General features: G+C 73.7%; 20 protein-coding genes and 1 pseudogene. 10 read left to right on the top strand and 11 right to left on the bottom strand.

Translation table 11 applies throughout. From position 1 onward, the window contains the following. Positions 1–7: 7 nt before the first annotated feature. Positions 8–838, bottom strand: coding sequence for an SDR family NAD(P)-dependent oxidoreductase (locus GC157_03325; protein ID MBI1376502.1), 831 nt, complete (start codon positions 836–838; stop codon positions 8–10). A gap of 93 nt (positions 839–931) precedes the next feature. Then, positions 932–1,879, bottom strand: a complete 948-nt coding sequence (locus GC157_03320) for a TIGR03557 family F420-dependent LLM class oxidoreductase (GenBank protein ID MBI1376501.1) — start codon at positions 1,877–1,879, stop codon at positions 932–934. 277 nt (positions 1,880–2,156) lie between these two features. Here GC157_03320 and GC157_03315 point away from each other — a divergent pair, with 277 nt between their 5' ends. Then, positions 2,157–2,795 (top strand): LLM class flavin-dependent oxidoreductase, encoded by a 639-nt coding sequence (locus GC157_03315; GenBank protein ID MBI1376500.1) that lies wholly within the window; start codon positions 2,157–2,159, stop codon positions 2,793–2,795. 52 nt (positions 2,796–2,847) lie between these two features. On the opposite strand, the gene GC157_03310 is transcribed toward GC157_03315, so the two are convergent. Next, on the bottom strand, positions 2,848–3,069 hold the full coding sequence (locus GC157_03310) for a hypothetical protein (GenBank protein MBI1376499.1): 222 nt from the start codon (positions 3,067–3,069) through the stop codon (positions 2,848–2,850). 153 nt (positions 3,070–3,222) lie between these two features. On the opposite strand from GC157_03310, the gene GC157_03305 reads away from it, so the two are divergent. From GC157_03305 to GC157_03295, 3 genes and pseudogenes are all read left to right on the top strand, one after another. Further along, positions 3,223–3,735 carry a cation-binding protein gene (locus GC157_03305; protein ID MBI1376498.1) on the top strand — a complete coding sequence of 171 codons (513 nt, stop codon included), beginning with the start codon at positions 3,223–3,225 and terminating at the stop codon, positions 3,733–3,735. Positions 3,736–3,882: 147 nt separating this feature from the next. Then, positions 3,883–4,134 (top strand): DUF4242 domain-containing protein, encoded by a 252-nt coding sequence (locus GC157_03300; GenBank protein MBI1376497.1) that lies wholly within the window; start codon positions 3,883–3,885, stop codon positions 4,132–4,134. A gap of 36 nt (positions 4,135–4,170) precedes the next feature. Then, positions 4,171–4,272, top strand: a pseudogene (locus GC157_03295) (PadR family transcriptional regulator). A gap of 444 nt (positions 4,273–4,716) precedes the next feature. Here GC157_03295 and GC157_03290 read toward each other — a convergent pair. Both GC157_03290 and GC157_03285 read right to left on the bottom strand, forming a co-directional pair. Further along, entirely contained in the window at positions 4,717–5,151 is a 435-nt protein-coding gene (locus tag GC157_03290) for a cyclase (GenBank protein ID MBI1376496.1), read from the bottom strand. Between the two features lie 116 nt (positions 5,152–5,267). Next, a complete protein-coding gene (locus GC157_03285) occupies positions 5,268–6,902 on the bottom strand; it encodes an MFS transporter (GenBank protein ID MBI1376495.1) in 1,635 nt (544 codons plus the stop codon). A gap of 92 nt (positions 6,903–6,994) precedes the next feature. On the opposite strand from GC157_03285, the gene GC157_03280 reads away from it, so the two are divergent. Further along, entirely contained in the window at positions 6,995–7,441 is a 447-nt protein-coding gene (locus tag GC157_03280) for an oxidoreductase (protein ID MBI1376494.1), read from the top strand. A gap of 68 nt (positions 7,442–7,509) precedes the next feature. Here the strand turns inward: GC157_03280 and GC157_03275 are convergent, their stop codons facing one another. Then, positions 7,510–8,769, bottom strand: a complete 1,260-nt coding sequence (locus GC157_03275) for a phosphoesterase (GenBank protein ID MBI1376493.1) — start codon at positions 8,767–8,769, stop codon at positions 7,510–7,512. A 193-nt stretch (positions 8,770–8,962) separates the two neighbouring features. Here GC157_03275 and GC157_03270 point away from each other — a divergent pair, with 193 nt between their 5' ends. Beyond that, positions 8,963–10,009: an SDR family NAD(P)-dependent oxidoreductase gene (locus GC157_03270; protein ID MBI1376492.1), complete on the top strand. Its 1,047-nt coding sequence runs from the start codon at positions 8,963–8,965 to the stop codon at positions 10,007–10,009. Then, positions 10,006–10,353, top strand: coding sequence for a hypothetical protein (locus tag GC157_03265; GenBank protein MBI1376491.1), 348 nt, complete (start codon positions 10,006–10,008; stop codon positions 10,351–10,353). Before GC157_03270 ends, GC157_03265 begins: the two co-directional genes overlap by 4 nt. 187 nt (positions 10,354–10,540) lie before the next feature. Here the strand turns inward: GC157_03265 and GC157_03260 are convergent, their stop codons facing one another. Together GC157_03260 and GC157_03255 are read right to left on the bottom strand one after the other, a co-directional pair. Then, entirely contained in the window at positions 10,541–11,377 is an 837-nt protein-coding gene (locus GC157_03260) for a polysaccharide deacetylase family protein (protein MBI1376490.1), read from the bottom strand. 6 nt (positions 11,378–11,383) lie between these two features. Then, the gene (locus GC157_03255; GenBank protein MBI1376489.1) at positions 11,384–13,051 is read right to left on the bottom strand and encodes a formate--tetrahydrofolate ligase; all 1,668 of its coding nucleotides are present in this window, start codon (positions 13,049–13,051) and stop codon (positions 11,384–11,386) included. Positions 13,052–13,614: 563 nt separating this feature from the next. Between GC157_03255 and GC157_03250 the strand changes: the two genes are divergently transcribed. After that, positions 13,615–14,196 carry a hypothetical protein gene (locus GC157_03250; GenBank protein MBI1376488.1) on the top strand — a complete coding sequence of 194 codons (582 nt, stop codon included), beginning with the start codon at positions 13,615–13,617 and terminating at the stop codon, positions 14,194–14,196. A 187-nt stretch (positions 14,197–14,383) separates the two neighbouring features. On the opposite strand, the gene GC157_03245 is transcribed toward GC157_03250, so the two are convergent. Continuing rightward, the gene (locus tag GC157_03245; GenBank protein ID MBI1376487.1) at positions 14,384–14,611 is read right to left on the bottom strand and encodes a hypothetical protein; all 228 of its coding nucleotides are present in this window, start codon (positions 14,609–14,611) and stop codon (positions 14,384–14,386) included. Between the two features lie 378 nt (positions 14,612–14,989). On the opposite strand from GC157_03245, the gene GC157_03240 reads away from it, so the two are divergent. Together GC157_03240 and GC157_03235 are read left to right on the top strand one after the other, a co-directional pair. Next, positions 14,990–17,080, top strand: a complete 2,091-nt coding sequence (locus GC157_03240; GenBank protein ID MBI1376486.1) for a DNA gyrase subunit B — start codon at positions 14,990–14,992, stop codon at positions 17,078–17,080. A 62-nt stretch (positions 17,081–17,142) separates the two neighbouring features. Further along, the gene (locus GC157_03235) at positions 17,143–17,343 is read left to right on the top strand and encodes a hypothetical protein (GenBank protein MBI1376485.1); all 201 of its coding nucleotides are present in this window, start codon (positions 17,143–17,145) and stop codon (positions 17,341–17,343) included. A gap of 7 nt (positions 17,344–17,350) precedes the next feature. Here GC157_03235 and GC157_03230 read toward each other — a convergent pair whose 3' ends face one another. Both GC157_03230 and GC157_03225 read right to left on the bottom strand, forming a co-directional pair. Then, positions 17,351–17,983, bottom strand: a complete 633-nt coding sequence (locus GC157_03230; GenBank protein ID MBI1376484.1) for an HAD-IA family hydrolase — start codon at positions 17,981–17,983, stop codon at positions 17,351–17,353. A gap of 40 nt (positions 17,984–18,023) precedes the next feature. After that, positions 18,024–18,386 (bottom strand): Rieske 2Fe-2S domain-containing protein, encoded by a 363-nt coding sequence (locus tag GC157_03225; protein MBI1376483.1) that lies wholly within the window; start codon positions 18,384–18,386, stop codon positions 18,024–18,026. Positions 18,387–18,406: the final 20 nt, after the last annotated feature.

Raw genomic sequence — 18,406 nt, 5'->3', positions numbered from 1 at the left:
GGGCGGGTCAGTCCAGGACCCGGTCGGGGTCGAAGGCCGGGGTGAACCGCAGCACGCGGGCGTCGCGGGCGACGAGCCGCTCCGCCTCGCGCTCCAGCAGGTCGAGGTCGTCCATCGCGTGGACGAACCGCCCGGAGAGTGCGTCCAGGCGTCCGAGCGCGATCGCCGTCACCATCTCGCCGATCCGGCTGATGGGCGTCCACTGGTCCGGCGGGAGGTCGGCGAACCCCTCGTGGTCGGTCATGTCGGTCAGCACGAGCCCGGGGCTCACGTCGAAGACGCCGATCCCGCGCTCGGCGCACCGTGCCGCGAGCACGCCGGTGAGCCGCGCCAGCCCCGCCTTGGACACGGAGTAGGGGCCGGCGTCCTCGCGACCGGCGGTGAGGCTGTTCATGTGCACGATGCGCCCGCGCCCGCGTTCCCACATCCCGGGGAGGACGGCGGCGGCGGATGCCAAGGGGCCCATGAGGTTCGTCTCGATGCACGTCCACCAGTCGTCGAGCCCCTCGCCCCACGGCTGGACCCACGGCGGGACGGACACCCCGGCGTTGCTCACCAGCAGGTCGACCTCGCCGAGCCGGCGCTCGAACTCCTGCACGGCCCCGAGCACGGCAGCCCGGTCCCGGACGTCGGCCGTGGCGAGCGCGACCTCGACCCCCTGGGCCCGGCACGCCTGCGCCGCCGCCTCGAGCGTGTCGGCGCTGCGGCCGAGCAGCCCCAGCGACATCCCCTCGCGGGCCAGGGTCTCCGCCACCGCGCGCCCGATGCCGCGCCCCCCGCCCGTGACCACCGCGACCTGTCCCCGAAGCATGTCCACGGCTCCGATGATGGCGCACATGCCCACGGGCGGCCCGGTGCTGCCGGGAAGCGGTCGCCGCGAGCACCGGCGTCGCGACCGCGGCTCGGCGGATCGCGGACGCGGCGTGCAGTCTCATGCGGCTCGAACGCGCGGCAGCACCTCGTCGCCGTACGCGCGGATCATGTCGCGGAAGTGCGGGCCCATGTTCGCCACGTAGACCTCGTCGAAGCCGGCGTCGCGCCAGCGGGTCACCTGCTGCACGTGACGGTCGACGTCGGGGCCGCACACCGCGCTCTCGCGCGTCGCCTCCCGGCTCACCAGCGAGCTGGCCTGCTCGATGTGCGCCGGGGTGGGCAGCACCTGCGCGAGCTCGCCGGGCAGCCCCGAGGACGCCCACAGCCGGTGCGCGTGGTCCACGCCCTCCTCCTCGGTGGGCGCCCAGCCGACCTTGTACCCGGCGGTGAGCGGCTTGGCGGCGTCGCGGAAGACCGGGAGCACCTCGTCGTCGATCGACGTCGTGGTGAGCCCGTCGGCGAACGCGACCGTGCGATGCGCCGAGGTCGGCCCGAACGACGACACGTACACCTCGGGCGCGGTCGGCCAGCGGGTGTAGATGCGCGCGCGGTCCACCGTGTAGTGCGGGCCGCGGTGCTCGACCGGCTCACCGGTCCACAGCTCGCGCATGACGGCTACGGCCTCCTCGAGCATGTCGAGTCGCTCGTCCACAGCGGGCCATGCCTGGCCGTGGATGTGCTCGTTGAGCGCCTCGCCCGTCCCGACGCCGAGCCGGAAGCGGCCGCGCAGCATCACCTGCGCGGTCGCCGCGGCCTGCGCGACGATCGCCGGGCCCAGCCGCGTCGTCGGGCAGGTCACGGCGGTGGCCACCGGGAGGTCGACCGCCTGGCTCAGCGCCCCGATCACCGACCAGACGAACGCGCTCTCGCCCTGCTCGTCGGTCCACGGGTGGTAGTGGTCGCTGATCCACAGCGCCTCGAAGCCGGCCCGCTGCGCCAGCACGGCCTGCTCGAGCAGGTCCTGCACGCCGTACTCCTCGCACGACAGGAAGTAGCCGATCCTCATGCGTCGCCTCCAGCGGTTCCCGTGGTCGGCCCGCGGTTTCCCGTCAGGGTTCGACGAAACCTGCGAGCCCCGGGTGTGCGACGGCGTCGGAGGGGTACCTGGGGCGCCGTGCTCCGTGATGAGGTCGCGGCCCCGCCGAGCGTGACGTCGCCCCACGCCCGGGTGAGCGACGACGTCCGCGGCTGGGCCGTGTGGGGCCGGCGCGCCGTTCTCGTCGCGATGCTCGCCGTCGTCGCCCGGCCGTGCCTGGGGCTCGCCGCTCGCGGAGCTCGAGCGGGTGTGCCGGTCGACCAGCGCGCTGCTGCGGGGCGAGCGGCTGCCGGACGCCGTCGAGGGCGCCCGTCCGCTCGCGCTCCAGTGCCCGCCACCGGCGCCCGTGCCGCTGGCCCTCGCGGCGGTGACGACGCCGAGCATCCGCCTGGCCGGCGCCGTCGCCGACCAGTGGCTGCCCTTCCTGCTCCCGGCGACGGCCCTCGACGACGGCCGGGCGGAGCTCGTGCGCACCGCGGCGCAGCACGAGCGTCCGGCGCCGACGGTCACCGCGTGCGTGCCGCTCGCGATCGCGGCGGACGAGCGCGGTGCCGAGCGGCTCGCGGCGCAGTGGCTGCTCGCCTACACCACCCGCATGGGCCCGGTGTATCCGCGTGTCCTGCGCGCGCACGGCTACGGGCCGGAGATCGACGCCCTGCTCGCGGCGAACGACGACCCGCGCTCGCCGGTGCTCCCGTCGGCCGCGCGCCGGCTCGCCGAGGACGTGCTGCTGCTCGGGACCCACGAGGAGGCCCCCGCCCTGTGCCGGCGCTGGGCGGGGCACGCGGACGCGATCGCGCTCGTCCTGCCGTTCGCCTCCGACGAGGACGATCTCCTCGCCGTGGTCGACGCGACGGCGCCGGGTCCGGGCGCGGCCGCCTCCTGACCGTCGACGTGCGCCGCGGCCCGTCGCCGCAGCGGCCTGCGGGACCAGGTGCTCACTCGTGCTGGCGGGGGAGCCGGCTGTAGGACTTCTGCCGCTCGTTGGGCTCGACCGGTTCGGCCGGCTCGTGCGTGCGCCCCATCTCCTTGTCCATCAGGCTGATCGGGTCCACCTCGTCGCGCAGGTCGGCGGGGCCGTAGAGGAACGTGAACAGGCGCTTGATGCGGTAGCGGGCCGTCGCGAGCGGTCCGTGCCGGCCGGGCGTGCGTGAAGCCATGGCGGCCTCCTCGGGAGGGTGTCGCTCCGGTTTCGGTCGCCGCGGCCTACCCGCTGGGGCGCCTCGAAACCCCGGGGATCCGGTGCTGAGCGTTTCGTCACGTGGTCCGCCGGGTAGCGGCTGCCCGAGCCGACGTCGACCCAGGGAGCCCTGATGGACATCACCGAGCTGATCCTCCACGACCACAGCGAGCAGCGGCGGCTGTTCTCCTACCTCGACGACGTCGACCGCGACGACACCGCCACGCTCGAGGCGCTCTGGACGAGGCTGCGGATCCTGCTCGAGGTGCACGCGGCGGCGGAGGAGGAGCTCTTCTACCCCCACCTGCTGCGCATCGGCACCGGGGCGGGCGGCGAGCCGAGCGTGGAGGCCGAGGTCACCGACGTCATCAAGGACCACAACGAGATCCGTGACGCGTGCGCGGAGGTCGAGCGGCACGAGGTGGGCAGCGAAGGCTGGTGGGACGCGGTGGCCGAGGCCCGGGAGGCCAACAGCGACCACATGGCCGAGGAGGAGCGCGAGGACCTCCCGGACTTCCGGCTGCACGCCGACCTCGCCGTCCGCCACGAGATCGCGGTGGCGTTCGCGCGGTTCGAGGCCGAGCACGCCGAGGGAGTGCGGGCCAAGGACCGCGACCCGCAGGAGTACGTCGAGCGCGCGGGCTGAGCCCGCGCTCGCTGCCCCGGTCGGCAAACCTGGGTGGGCCGACGTCCGCGGATGGGTGGTCGTCACCGATCCGCCGCAGGGTCGCACGGCCGTAGAAACGGGACGACGCGGTGCAGAGGGCACCGCCGCACCCCGAAGGAACCCGACATGCCCCTGTACATGGACGTCCACAACCTCGGCGCCGCGGTCACGCTCGAGGACGTCGCCAAGGCCCACGCGGCCGACCTCGAGCACCAGGAGAAGCACGGCGTGCGCTACCTGCAGTACTGGGTCGACGAGCCCAACGGCAGGATCTTCTGCCTGGCCGAGGCGCCCGACGCCGAGGCCGCCAACACCGTCCACCGCGAGGCACACGGCCTCGTCGCCGACGAGATCCACCTGGTGCGCGAGGGCTCCTGAGCCAAAGGCAGGCTCGAGCCTCGGGCCGCGGTGCGGGGCGGTCCGGGCGGTCCTGTCCCCGGGCCGCCCGGACACCCGGGTGTCACGGGCCCGGCTCCCGGGGGACGCGGCCGTCCGGGCCACGCACCGGTCGTCGCCGGCGGCGCAGCACCGCCGGGAGCGCGAGCCAGGTGAGCGCGACCAGCGCGGACGACCAGACGAGCAGCGGGGACGCCGCCTCCGGGACGGCGATGCGCGCCGCGAGCCACACGCTGAGCACCACTCCGGCGGCGAGCGCCGCGAGTCCGAGCATGGTCAGCACGTGACCCACGCGCAGGATCCTCGGTCGGTCGCGCAGGCCGAAGTTGAGGCGGTGCAGCACGACGGGCCCGAGCAGCAGCACGAACGCCGACGACGTCACCCCCACCGCCCACGCCCACAGCACGCGGTCCGCCGTGTCCGCTCGCTGCATGGTGGAGGTGTAGGCGATCGCGAGCAGGAACCCGAGCATGATCTGAGCGCCCATCTGGGCGATGCGGATCTCCTCGAGCAGCTCCCGGAGGGCGCGGTCGGTGTCGTGCGCCGAGCCCAGGCCGCTGAGGGTCACGGGGAACCGGCTGCTCGTGGCTGGGCCTCGGCGTACTCGCGGAACCCCTCGAGCGAGCGCTCGACGCTGCCGGCCACCACGCCGGACACGTCGCCGAGCAGCTCGGTGACGCCCTCCGGCTCGAACGTGACGGTGAGCGTGACCATCGTCGCGTCGTCGTCCACCTCGGTGAAGGACACCGAGCCGTGCTGGGTCGGCCCGTCGACGGTGTCCCACTCGATGAGGTCGTCCTGGCGCATCCTCGTGACGGCGGCGTCGTACTCGCGCTCGACGCCGGCGACGCGCACGGTCCAGTGGGAACGACGGTCGGAGACGGCGTCCACCTGCTCCACGCCGTCCATGAATTCGGGGTGCGACTCGAAGCGGGACCAGAGCTCGTAGACCTCGCGGACCGGCCGGTCCACGGTGACGGTGTGACCGAAGGTCGACATGCGACCCTCCCTTCCTGCGACCGGCTGGGGGGTCCGGACGCCCGTCGGGGACGCCCGCAGCCGGGCCTCGGACTGACGGTGGCCTCACCGGGCGGGCGCAGGTCGAAACCTGCGCCCTACGACAACCGGACGCGCACGTTCTCCGTCAGCGCGCTGGAGACGCCCGCCTGCGAGACCGCTCCGAGGAACGTCTCCGCGGGGAGCGACCACAGCCGGCACGGCTGCGCGGCGGTCACCGTGGCCGTGCGGGGGATGCCGTGCAGCAGCCCGATCTCCCCGACGTAGGCCGGCGCGTGCATCGTGCGCAGGGACCGCCTCGCGTCGCCCGAACCCGTGGCGACCTCGACACTGCCGGCGACCAGCACCACCAGCCGATCGGCATGCTCGCCCTCCACCAGGATCGGTGCCCCGGCGGGCACCTCGCTCTCGTCGAGGGAATCGGCAACCTCGTACAGGGTGGCCCGGCTCGCGTCGTGGAAGATGGCCAGCCTGCGCAGCAGGTCGACCCGCGGGTCGAGCGCGGCGAGCGACTCGGCGCCGCGGCGGTCGAAGTGCGCGAGCGCCGGCACGACGACCGCGGCCGCCACGACGGCGACCAGGACCACGGCTCCGAGCGTCGCGGGCAGGCCCCACACCGACAGGAGGACCGGTGTCACCAGGGCGCCCGCGCTGGTGCCCACCATCACCAGCATGTGGGTGGCGCTCAGGACGCGTCCGGACACGGCTGACGGCACGGAGCGCTGGAGCGCCGACACCGCGGTGGCGGTGGCCAGGACGCAGCCGAACCCGCGCACGGCCTGCACGAGCAGGCCCCCGCCGAGCGTGTCGATGGCGAGGTAGGCCAGCAGAGGCAGGGTGTAGAGCGCGAGGCCCACGATCGACGGCGCCGTGGCTGGGCCTCCGCCGCCGTCACGCCGGATCCACCAGGCGCACACCAGCCCTCCGAGGCCGGCTCCCGCCAGCAGCCATCCGTACCCGCCGGTGCCGATGTCGAGGTTGTCGGTGGCGATGACGGCCAGCAGGACGATGTCGACGCCGTACACGAACGCCACCGTGGTGCGCACCACCAGCAGGGGGCGCACACCTCGCAGCGCCGCGCGGACGTCGGGGTGCGTCAGCCCACCACCGCCCGGGCGCTCGTGGGCGGGCCTGGGCGGCACGTCGCGGAGGCGCCGCAGGAGGATCGCGCTTGCGACGAACGTGAGCCCGTTGACGGCGAAGAGGACGGGCGGCGCCGAGACGGCCAGCAGAAGCGACGCGACCGCCGGGCCCGCCGCAACCGCGACGGCCTCGGCCCCGCTGAGCAGACCCGCGGTGCGCGGCAGCCGGGACTCGCTCACCACGTCGGCGGCCACCGCGAGCGCCGAGGCGCTCTGGATCCGCGCGGCACCCGAGCTCACCGCGGCAAGCGCGATCGCCAGGGGGATCGGGCCGTGCAGCGCCGCAGTCACGGTCAGCAGGAGCATGACGAGCGCGCACACCAGGTCGGCGCCCACGGCCAGCGAGCGACGGGGCAGCCGGTCGGTGAACCTGCTCCCGACCCACGTGATGAGCAGCGCGGGCACGTAGCGTCCCACCGTGGCTGCGGCGACCCAGGCGGTGGAGCCGGTCTCCTGGTAGGCGTACACGGCGATGCCGACGTTGTAGCTCCACGTCCCCAGTGCCGACACCGCGACGGAGGCGACGATCCGCCGCTCGTCGGAGAGCCCCGGCTGCACGGTCGGCGGCGACTGCGAGGTCGCCCGGCTCACCGTCGCTCCACCAGCATGGGCTGCACCCTAAGAGGTGGGCCGCTCGCGGCGACGGCAGCCCCTCGGCTGCGCGGCGGTGGGATGCTGCGGGCATGACCACGGTGTACGACGCGGCCGGCGGGGCCGACGGGCTGCTGGCCCTGGCCCGCGCCTGGCACGCCCGGGTGATGGCCGACGCCGTCGTCAGTCACGCGTTCTCGCACGGGTTCCACCCGCAGCACGACGAGCGGCTCGCGGCCTACTGGGGCGAGGCGCTCGGCGGGCCCCGGGCGTACTCGGGCGCGGTGGCCGACGAGTCGTTCGTCGTGCGGCTGCACAGCGGCAACGGCGAGCACCACGAGATGGACCAGCGCGCCATCGAGTGCTTCGACGCCGCGATGTCCGACGTCGGCATCGACGACCCGCGGCTGCGCGCCGTGCTGCACGACTACTTCGCCTGGGCCACCACGACGACGATGGCGCGCTACCACGAGTCCGCCGACGACGTGCCCGACGACCTCGAGCTGCCGCGCTGGTCGTGGCACGGGCTGCTGCCCTGACGCGCACGACGGCCCGCCCCTGAGGGGCGGACCGTCGTCATGCGTGCGCAGGCCCGCAGGCCGGTCGATCAGTGGGCCAGGAGCGCGTCCATGGTGCGCACCTGGACGTGGTCGCTGGAGTAGCCGATCTCCGGCAGGCCGAACGCGTCCTCCACCGTGCGCAGCAGCGAGTAGTGGTTGAACGGGGTGTCGACCACCACGTGGTGCGGGTGGTTGCCGCCGGGGATCACGATGGCCGGCACGAGCCCGCCGCCGTACACGCCGCCGGGCCACGCGGCGTTGATGTCCGGAGCACCCGCCGGGACGACGGGGGAGTCGCAGCAGCCCTCGGTGGTCGCCCACCCGCCGTTGGAGGCGGTCGAGTTGTAGTCGCCCTCGTCGGCCACGATGAAGATGGCCGAGTGCCGGGTCCACGAGCGGCTCGACATGATCGTGGTGACCGCCTGCTTCACGAAGGCGTCCGCGTTCTGCTTGAGCGCCGCGTCGTTGGGGTCGTCGTTGGCCGAGCCGTAGCCGCAGTGCTGCGTCTCCGGGTAGCCGACGACCGGGGTGTACACGCCTCCGTGCATGTCGTTGCACTGGTCCGGCGAGATGAACACGAAGTTGGGCGCGTACCGGGAGTTCAGGTCGCCCGCGAGGTCGGTGTACGGCTTCACGTTCGCCATCCGCTGCGGGTCGTTGCGGATGTCGTCGAACAGCACGAACGGGTTGTGCTTGGAGGCGTAGAGCTTGGTGCTCTCGCTCGGCCAGTAGTCGGTGAGCTTGTCGTTCGCGGGCATGGCCTCCATGTACGCGCCCCACGTGAGGTGGGCGTTCTCGAGCGAGTCGACCAGGTTCGTGTGGTCGAAGCGGTTGTTGGGGTCGTCGTTGTTGACGTCCCAGTTGGAGCCGCTCAGCGTCGCCACGTAGTTGGGCAGGCTCGGGTGCGTGACGCCGTAGTAGTGGGTGGCCACCGAGTAGGTGTCGGCCAGCGAGGTGATGTACGGCGCGTTGACGTCGCCGATCACGCCCTCCTTCGAGTGGTTCTCCAGCATGATCACGAACACGTGGTCGAGCCGGGTCGAGCCCGAGTCGTGCGGCGAGTCGTCACCGCGCCCGTTCGCCAGGGCGAACGGGGCGCTGATGAGCGCTGCGGTGACGGTCGCGGCGGCGGCGGCCGTGACGGCGGTCGTCGCGAGCCGCGAGCTGGGGCGGCGCAGATGCATGGTCTTCCCTTCGGCAGTGACTGCAGGGACCGGGCGATGACGCACCGGACGGGCCGAGAGTGGTCCCGGCTCGTGACTGCGCGGTGACGTCGGGGTGAACCTAGGGCGGCGGCGACGCCGCATCCAGACCCCCTGTCCGCAGCCCGGGCGAGGTCGCGACGGCGTCCCCGTGGTCGGCGCTCCACGGCCCCGCACGGTCCGGGCCGAGTCTTGGACGAGAAGCGGATCGATCTCCGGATTCCGTCCACCGCAGGGGTTTCGGCCCGGACATCACGGGAACGGCGCACCGGTACCCCAGCGACGGAGAGGACGTGGGATGCACCTGGGCAGGCGCAGGGAAGCGAAGGTCGTCGTGGTCACCGGCGCGAGCGGCGGCATCGGCCGTGCGGTCGTCCGCGGCCTCGGGGAGCGGGGCGTCTCCGTGGCGCTGCTGGCCCGGGGAGAGACGGGCCTGGCCGCAGCCGCGAAGGACGTGGAGGACGCCGGCGGCACTGCGCTGGTGCTGCCCACCGACACCTCGGACTCCGACCAGGTGATGAGCGCGGCGCGCACCGCGGAGCGCGAGCTCGGCCCCGTCGACGCGTGGATCAACGTGGCGTTCACGTCCGTGTTCGCCCGGTTCCCCGACATCACACCGTCGGAGTACCGCCGCGTCACCGAGGTGAGCTACCTGGGCTACGTATACGGCACCATGGCCGCCCTCCAGCTGATGCGTCCGCGCGACCGCGGCACGATCGTGCAGGTCGGCTCGGCCCTCGCCTACCGCGGCATCCCGCTGCAGACGGCGTACTGCGGCGCGAAGCACGCGATCCAGGGCTTCAACGAGTCCCTGCGCTGCGAGCTGCTGCACGAGAAGAGCGGCATCCGCACCACGATGGTGCAGATGCCGGCCGTGAACACGCCGCAGTTCTCGTGGGTGCTCTCGCGGCTGCCCAAGCACGCGCAGCCCGTGCCGCCCATCTACCAGCCCGAGGTCGCCGCGCGAGCCGTGCTGCATGCCATGGACCATCCGCGGCGACGCGAGTACTGGGTCGGCGCGTCCACCGCCGGCACGCTGGTCGCCAACGCCGTCGCGCCCGGGCTGCTCGACCGCTACCTGGCCCGCACCGGCTACTCCTCGCAGCAGGCCGACGACGTGCCGCCCTCGGACGAGGTCAACCTCTGGCAGCCGGTCGACGGCCGCGACGGCACCGACCACGGCGCCCACGGCGTGTTCGACCACCGGTCCAAGTCGCACAGCATCCAGTCGTGGGCGAGCCAGCACCACGGCGTGGTGGGCGCCGCGGCGGGTGTGGCCTCGGTGGCCCTGGCGTCGGTCGCCGTCGACGCCGGCCGGCGTGTGCTCGCCGGCGGTGGCCGATGACCTCGGCGACGCGCATCCGCTCGTTCGCGGTGCTGCGCGCCGCCTGGGGCGGTGCGCTGCTCGCGGCACCGGACCGGCTCTTCTGCGCGGCGAACGCCCATCAATACGACGAGCTCGGGGTGGCGGCAGCTCGCGTGCTCGGCGGGCGGGACCTCGTGCAGGGGCTGGTGACGGCGCTGCTGCCCAGGACCAGCGTGCGCCGGGCGGGTGCGGCGGTGGACGCCGTGCACGCCCTCAGCATGCTCGCCGTCGCCGCCACGCCGTCGGCCACCCGGCGAGCCGCGCTGGTGTCCGGACTCCTCGCGTCGGCCGAGCTGGGCATCGGCCTTCGCCTGGCCCGATAGGACGGAGGAACCCATGACGACCATCACGACAGGAATGACGGCCTCGGCCTCCGCAGCCGCAGGAACCCCGGTGCTGCCGGACGAGTCGCGCCGCGGCCGTGCGCTCGACCGCGAGACGGTCCTCGCCCGCCTGGCCGCCGCACGGCGGCGCCATCCGCGGCGTCCGCTGGTGCGGCTGGGCTGACCGTCAGGGCACCGCTGCTGCCGCCTCGCCGGCGGTGGCGAAGCGCGTGCCCGCGGCGACGAGCCCGGTGAGGAGCGAGTCGAGCATGGCCAGCCGTCCGGGCCGGCCGATGATCTGCGGGTGCATCGTGAGCACGGCGGTGCCCCCGACGCGGCGGTAGCCGTCGAGCTCCTCCTCCCACAGCGCCCGCACCTCCGCTGCGCTGCGGATCGTTCGGTCCCACGAGGCGAGGCTGAACCAGAAGTGCGGAGCGTCGTCGAGCGTCCAGTGCACGGGGACCTCGACGATGCGCCGTCCCTCGTGGCGGTAGGGCCGCACGTCGTCCATCAGGTTGGAGGAGTAGGCGAAGCCGTGGCGCTCGAGCAGGTCGAGCGTGACCGCGCTGAGCTCCCAGGACGGCGACCGGTAGCCGCGGGCCTCGGCGCCGAGGCCGTGCAGCACCTCGAGCCCGCGGAGCAGCTCGGCCTCCTCGGCCTCGGGGCCGAGCCGCGTGGGCGAGGTGTGCGTGTGGCCGTGGTGCCCCACCTCGTGGCCGGCGGCGACGACGGCCCGCACGGCCCCCGGATGGCGCTCGCCCACACGCCCCGGGACGAAGAACGAGGCGCGCACGCCGAGCCGCTCGAGCAGGTCGAGCAGCAGCGGGACCGCCACGCGCGGCCCGTAGGCGCCCTGCGACAGGACGCCCGGCCGGCCCGCGTTGGCCGGGTCCTCGCCGAGCCACACCTCCTCGGCGTCGAGGTCGAAGCTGACGACGACGGTGGGCTGCTGCGGCACGGGCACCTCGGGCGGACGGGGACGACGTCGGCACGCTAGCGGACCGACGGACGCGGGGCGGCGCAGCGCCGGTCAGGCCAGGCCCACCACCCGGCCGTCGACGAGGTCGATCCGGGTGGAGGCGGGGGTCGAGGGCAGGCCCGGCATCGTGAGCATGTCGCCGCACACCAGCACCACGAACTCGGCCCCGGCGGCCAGCCGCACCTCGCGCACGTCCACCGTGTGCCCGGACGGCGCGCCCCGCAGGGTGGGGTCGGTGGAGAACGAGTACTGCGTCTTCGCCACGCAGACGGGCAGGCCACCGAACCCGGAGTCCTGGAGCTCGTCCACGCGCGCGCGCACGGCCGCGGAGGCCGTGACGCCCGCCGCCCCGTAGACCCGCCGGGCCACCGTCTCGACCTTCTCCCACAGCGTGGCCTCGTCGGGGTAGACGAGCGTCATGGGCGTCGGGTCCTCGCAGGCGGCGACGACGGCGTCCGCGAGGTCGACGGCCCCGGCACCGCCGTCGGAGAAGTGGCTCGCGACGACCGCCGTGCTGCCCTGCTCCTGCACCAGCCGGCGCACCAGGTCGAGCTCGGCGTCGGTGTCGGTGCCGAACCGGTTGACGGCCACGACGCAGCGCAGGCCGTAGACCTCGGTCACCGTGCGGAGGTGGCGCTCGAGGTTGGCGAAGCCGCGCCGGACGGCGTCCACGTCCTCACGGCCGAGGTCGGCGAGGGCCACGCCGCCGTGCAGCTTGAGCGCCCGCACGGTGGCCACGAGGACGGCCGCCGTGGGCCGCAGGCCGGACGCTCGGCACATGATGTCGACGAACTTCTCCGCGCCGAGGTCGGAGCCGAAGCCCGCCTCGGTGACGACGTAGTCGGCCAGCTTGAGCGCCGCGCGGGTGGCGACGACGGAGTTGCACCCGTGCGCGATGTTCGCGAACGGCCCACCGTGCACCAGCGCGGGCGTGCCCTCGAGCGTCTGCACCAGGTTGGGCCGGAACGCGTCCTTGAGCAGCACGGCCATCGCGCCGTCGGCCCGCAGGTCGCGCGCGGTCACCGGCTTCCGCTCGCGGGTGTAGCCGACGACGATGTTCCCGAGGCGGCGCTTGAGGTCCTCGAGCGAGGAGGCCAGGCAGAAGATGGCCATGACCTCGCTCGCGACCGTGATGTCGAAGCCGTCCTCGCGCGGGTAGCCGTTGGCGGGGCCGCCGAGCCCGACGGCGATCCGGCGCAGCGCGCGGTCGTTGAGGTCGACGACGCGCTTCCACGTGATCCGGCGGACGTCGATCTCCAGCTCGTTGCCGTGGTGGACGTGGTTGTCCACCAGTGCGGCCAGCAGGTTGTTCGCCAGGCCGATGGCGTTGAAGTCGCCGGTGAAGTGCAGGTTGATGTCCTCCATCGGCACCACCTGGGCGTAGCCGCCCCCCGCCGCGCCGCCCTTCATGCCGAACACCGGGCCGAGCGAGGGCTCGCGCAGGCAGATCATCGCGTCGCGACCGGTGCGGCGCAGGGCGTCCCCGAGGCCGACCGTGGCCGTCGTCTTGCCCTCGCCCGCCGGCGTGGGGGAGATGGCCGTGACGAGCACGAGTCGGGAGACGTCGCGGTCCGGGAGGGAGTCGAGGTAGGCGAGGTCGAGCTTGGCCTTGAACCGGCCGTAGGGGTCGACCGCGTCCTCCGGGATGCCGAGGCGCTCGGCGATGCGCGAGACGGGCTCCAGCCGGGCGCCCTGCGCGATCTCGATGTCGGTGAGCACGTCCGCTCCTCCGCCGCGTCGTCGCGGCTCCGAGACCCGCGACCCGGGCGGGCGCCCGCGGCCGCGGCCGGGGCCGGTGGCCCCGACGACGGCACCGTAGCCCTCGACCGGACGTGAGGCGGGGCGGCGCGCGCACCGGAGATCCGGCGGCGGCACGGCCCGGCGGCGCCCGATCCTGCGGCGGACGCCGCGTCGCGCGCGACCGGCGCCCGCGGGTCCGCAGGTGCCGCGGTCGCATCCCGCCGACGCGGTGCGGGGCGCCGGTGTCGCGGCGGAGCGCCGTGACGGGACGTGATCTAGCAGACACGGGCCCGCGCGGACCGTGCATCCGGGGGATACGGCGGCCTTCGCCGGAGGCGCGGTGCGGTCACGAAAGCCGTTGTGCCGCAACGGATATCAGGATCGGGGGACCGTCGTGACCAGGACGTCGCCCGGCGAGCGACTGAAGTAAGGCTCGCCTGCGTGCATCAGGCCACACGCGTTGGGTGGTTCATCGTTGAACCAACGGTTCTAGCGTCCTTGCTGTCGGACAACGACACCAGAACTAGCAAGGGGGCAACACCATGAAGCGCAGGACTCTCGACCTCACGCTCGCGACAGTCGGACTGGTCGTGGCGATCGTCATGGCCATCGCCGGAGGCATCCTGCTGTACGCCGCGAACTTCACCCAGAACACGGTGACGGACGAGCTGACCGCACAGCAGATCTACTTCCCGCCGGCCGACCAGCTCGCCTCGCCCGAGCTGCAGAACCTCCAGCAGTACGCGGGCCAGCAGGTCACCACCGGGGCGCTCGCCAAGTCCTACTCGGACATGATCGCCGTCCACCTCGAGGGCGTCGCGGGCGGCAAGACCTACAGCCAGGTCTCCTCCGAGTACATCGCCTCGAACAGCGACCCGACCAAGCGCGACCCGGCCCTCGCCGCCCAGCGCCAGACGCTGTTCATGGGTGAGACCCTGCGCGGCCTGCTGCTCAACACCTACGCGTTCTCGATCTTCGGCACCATCGCCTTCATCGCCGGATGGGTCGCCCTCGGCGCCTCCGTGGCCCTCCTGGTCCTCGCCGGCATCGGCTGGTACCACGGCCGTCACGTGGACGCGAGCAAGATGGTCGGCGCGCCCTCGGTCGAGTCGATCCCTGCCTGACCTCCCGGACCTCACGGTCCCACCAGGTCGCACCGTCCCGAGGACCCCGGCAGCAGCCGGGGTCCTCGTGCGTCGGGTCCGGAACCCGGGCGGGCGGCCGTGGCGCCGGTCCTCACCGCCCGACGCCGGTCACGCACGACGAAGGCCGCCGACACGGAGTCGGCGGCCTTCGGTGGTTCGGGGTCGCTCAGTCGTCCTCGGGCCGCACCGGAGCGGGCTCGGCCAGCTTCGCGGTCTCGTCCTGGACGTCGAGGGCGAGGGGACGCAGCCGCGCCTCGTGCTCGCGGAAGTGGTGCCCGCAGAACAGCAGCTCGCCGCCCGCGGCGAGGGTGACCCGGACGTACGCCTGGGCGCCACAGCGGTCACAGCGGTCGAGCGCAGTGAGCGGTGTGGTCGGGCTCAGCGTGGGGGTCATCGGCTACCTCCTGGTCGGCCATCAGTCTCGCACGGTCCAACGACGAGCACCGCCCAGGGCGTCCCTGGTTCGCCTCCGGCGTAAGCCGATCGTGACCTGGATCACCCGGGCGCTCCAAGCCCATCCCGCGGCGTGTCGTGCGCGTCACCCTCCGCAGGCTCCCGCAGGTGGGGGGCCTGCGGACCGGTGTGCCGCGATCGTCACCCGGCCGTCACACGCCGGACACACGAGCGGCCCGGGTGCGCGTGTCGCGGCGTCCCCGCGGGGGTCCTGTCCCCGCGCGCGACTACCCTCGTGGCACGGCCGCGGGGCGCCTCCCGCCGCCGCGCCGGCGCTCGCGCCGGCCTCCCGCCGACCGTCCCCGGAGCGTGCCGCACCATGACCGCCCAGCCCGTCGCCGCCCGTGCCGGCAAGCCCTCGGGCGGCTACTCGGCCAAGCACCTGTCGGTGCTCGAGGGCCTCGACGCGGTCCGCAAGCGCCCCGGTATGTACATCGGCTCCACCGACGGCCGCGGCCTCATGCACTGCCTGTGGGAGATCATCGACAACTCCGTCGACGAGGCGCTCGCCGGCCATGCGACGAGCATCGACGTCGTGCTGCACGCGGACGGCTCGGTCGAGGTGCGCGACGACGGCCGCGGCATCCCGGTCGACGTCGAGCCCAAGACCCGGCTCACCGGCGTCGAGGTCGTCATGACCCGCCTGCACGCCGGCGGCAAGTTCGGCGGCGGCACCTACACCGCGTCCGGGGGCCTGCACGGCGTCGGCGCGTCCGTGGTCAACGCCCTCTCCGAGCGCCTCGACATCGAGGTCGACCGCGACGGCAAGGTGCACACCATGTCCTTCCGCCGGGGCGTCCCGGGCGTGTTCGACGGCGAGGGCCCGGACGCCCCGTTCACGAAGAAGTCGGGCCTCGTCGTGGCCGGGCGCGCCAAGAAGGGCGTCACCGGCACCCGCACGCGCTACTGGGCGGACCGCCAGATCTTCGTCAAGGACGCCGAGTTCGACCTCGAGGCCCTGCGCGCCCAGGCCCGCCAGAAGGCCTTCCTGGTGCCCGGCCTGAGCATCGCGATCCACGACGAGCGCGGGCCGGAGCCCACCACCGAGTCGTTCTGCTTCAAGGGCGGCATCACCGAGTTCGTCCACTTCCTCTGCCGCGACGAGGCGGTGAGCGGCGTCCTGCGGCTGAAGGGGTCCGGCCACTTCACCGAGACGGTGCCCGTGCTCGACGGCAAGGGGCACATGAGCACCCAGGACGTCGAGCGAGAGCTCACCGTCGACGTCGCCCTGCGGTGGGGCACCGGCTACGACACCGACATCCGGTCCTTCGTCAACATCATCGCCACCCCCAAGGGCGGCACCCACGTCGCCGGCTTCGAGCGGGCGCTCGTGAAGAGCGTGAACGAGGCGCTGCGGGCGCAGAAGGTGCTCAAGACCACCGAGGACAACGTCGTCAAGGACGACATCGTCGAGGGCCTGACCGCGGTGGTCACGGTGCGCCTGGCGGAGCCGCAGTTCGAGGGCCAGACCAAGGAGGTGCTCGGCACCCCTGCGGCCTCGCGCATCGTGGCGCACGTCGTGGGCAAGGAGCTCGGCCACTGGTTCGCCTCGCCGCCGCGCGGCGACAAGGCGATCGCCAAGAGCGTGCTGGAGAAGGTCGCCGGCGCGGCGCGCACGCGCATCGCGGCCCGGGCGCACCGCGACGTGCAGCGCCGCAAGAACGCGCTGGAGTCCTCCGCCCTGCCGGCCAAGCTCGCCGACTGCCGCAGCGACGACGTCGCCCGCAGCGAGCTGTTCATCGTCGAGGGCGACAGCGCGCTGGGCACCGCGAAGCTGGCGCGCAACGCCGAGCACCAGGCGCTGCTGCCCATCCGCGGCAAGATCCTCAACACGCAGAAGGCGTCCGTCGCGGACATGCTCAAGAACGCGGAGTGCGCCGCGATCATCCAGGTGATCGGCGCCGGCTCGGGCCGCACGTTCGACCTGGCCCAGGCGCGCTACGGCAAGGTCATCCTGATGTCGGACGCCGACGTCGACGGCGCCCGCATCCGCTGCCTGCTGCTCACCCTGGTGCACCGCTACCTGCGCCCGCTGCTCGAGGACGGCCGGGTCTACGCCGCGGTGCCGCCGCTGCACCGCTTCGAGGTGACCTCCCCGGGCGGGAAGAAGAACGAGATCGTCTACACCTACAGCGAGGAGGAGTACCGCGCCGTCCTGGCCGACCTCACCGCGAAGGGCCGCACCTTCCGCACGCCGCAGCGCTACAAGGGCCTCGGCGAGATGGACGCCGCGCAGCTGCGCGAGACCACGATGGACCCGGCCACCCGCACCCTGCGGCGGATCACCATGTCGGAGGTCGACGCCGCCACCGAGGTCTTCGACCTGCTCATGGGCACCGACGTCGCGCCGCGCAAGGAGTTCCTGGTCGACGGCGCGGCCCGACTCGACCGGGCGCGCATCGACGTCTGAGCGCGTCGGGCCGCGGCCGCGCCCGGCCCGGGCTACGGTCGGAGCGAGGGAAGGAGCGTCCGGTGAAGCGCCCGCACGACGTCCGCTGGTTCCGCCTCCGGCTGCTGTGCGTGGTCGGCGTCCTCGCCCTGCTGGTGGTGGAGGCGCTGGGTCACGTCAGCCCGCTGGTGCTCAGCGTGCAGGCCCTGCTCGTGGTCGGGATCGTGGTCACGAGCGTGCTCGACTCCCGCGACCTGCGCCGGCGCGGCGACACCGCCTCCTGAGCCCGCCTCAGCCCAGCGCCAGCACCTCGCGCAGGCCGGCCACCGAGCCGGCCGGGTCCGTGGTGTCGAACCGGTAGGCCTGCAGGCCGGCGGCCCGGGCGCCCTCGACGTTCACCGTGAGGTCGTCCACGAACAGCACGCGCTCCGGCGCGACGTCGAGCAGCTCGACCGCGGTGCGGTACGCCTGCTCCTCCGGCTTGCGGACGCCGGTGTCGAGCGAGTCGATGACGCGCTCGAAGAACCCGGAGTACTCCCACGTGCGGCGCCAGCCCTCCCCGAGGAACTTGGTGGCGTCGTTGGTCAGCACGGCCTGGCGGTAGCGGCGCGGGATGTCGGCCAGCAGGTCGAGCACCACGGGCCGGCCGCGCCCGTCCCAGCCCAGCTCGCGCAGCGCGTCGTAGATGGACAGGTCCGGCACCGTGCGCCGGGCCAGCACCTCGATGTCGCGCCAGTAGTCCGGCTCGTCGCGCTTGCCGCTGTCGACGGCGTCGTACTCGGGGTCGCCGTCGGGTGCGAACGGCCCGCGCGGCAGCGACCCGGCCGGCAGCCCGGCGTAGGCCTCGAGCTCGCCGAACCGCTCGAACGGCGACTGGTAGAGCACCTGCCCGATGTCCCACAGCACCACGTCCACGCCGGTCACCGACCTACCTCCTCGTCCTCCCGTGCGGCCCGGCCGGCCGTCACTCCTCGCCCCGGGCGTGCGCCAGGAGCACCTCGCGCAGGCTGCGCGCCGGGGGACCGTCCGGCACGGTGACCTCGAGCTCGTCGCCGACGACGCTCACCTCGTACCGTGCCAGCCCCTCGCCCCGGGTGTCGTGGCGGGCGCCCGACCTGAGATCGAACTGCCAGAGATGCGCGGGGCAGGTCACGACGCCGTCGCGCACCACCCCGTCCGCCAGCGACGTGCCGCGGTGCGGGCAGCCGTCGGCCACGGCGTGGGGGACGCCGTCCACCAGCGCCAGGAGCACCGCGCAGCCGCCCACCTCGACCCGGAGCCGACCCGGCCCGGCCAGTGCGGCAGCGCTCACCCGTGCGGTCGCCACGCGTGCCTCCTCGTCCCCGG

It is taken from the genome of Frankiales bacterium, from assembly GCA_016125335.1.
Taxonomy (GTDB): domain Bacteria; phylum Actinomycetota; class Actinomycetes; order S36-B12; family CAIYMF01; genus Longivirga.
Note: the sequence above shows the minus strand (reverse complement) of the source record. Positions and strands in the feature narration are given on the sequence as shown.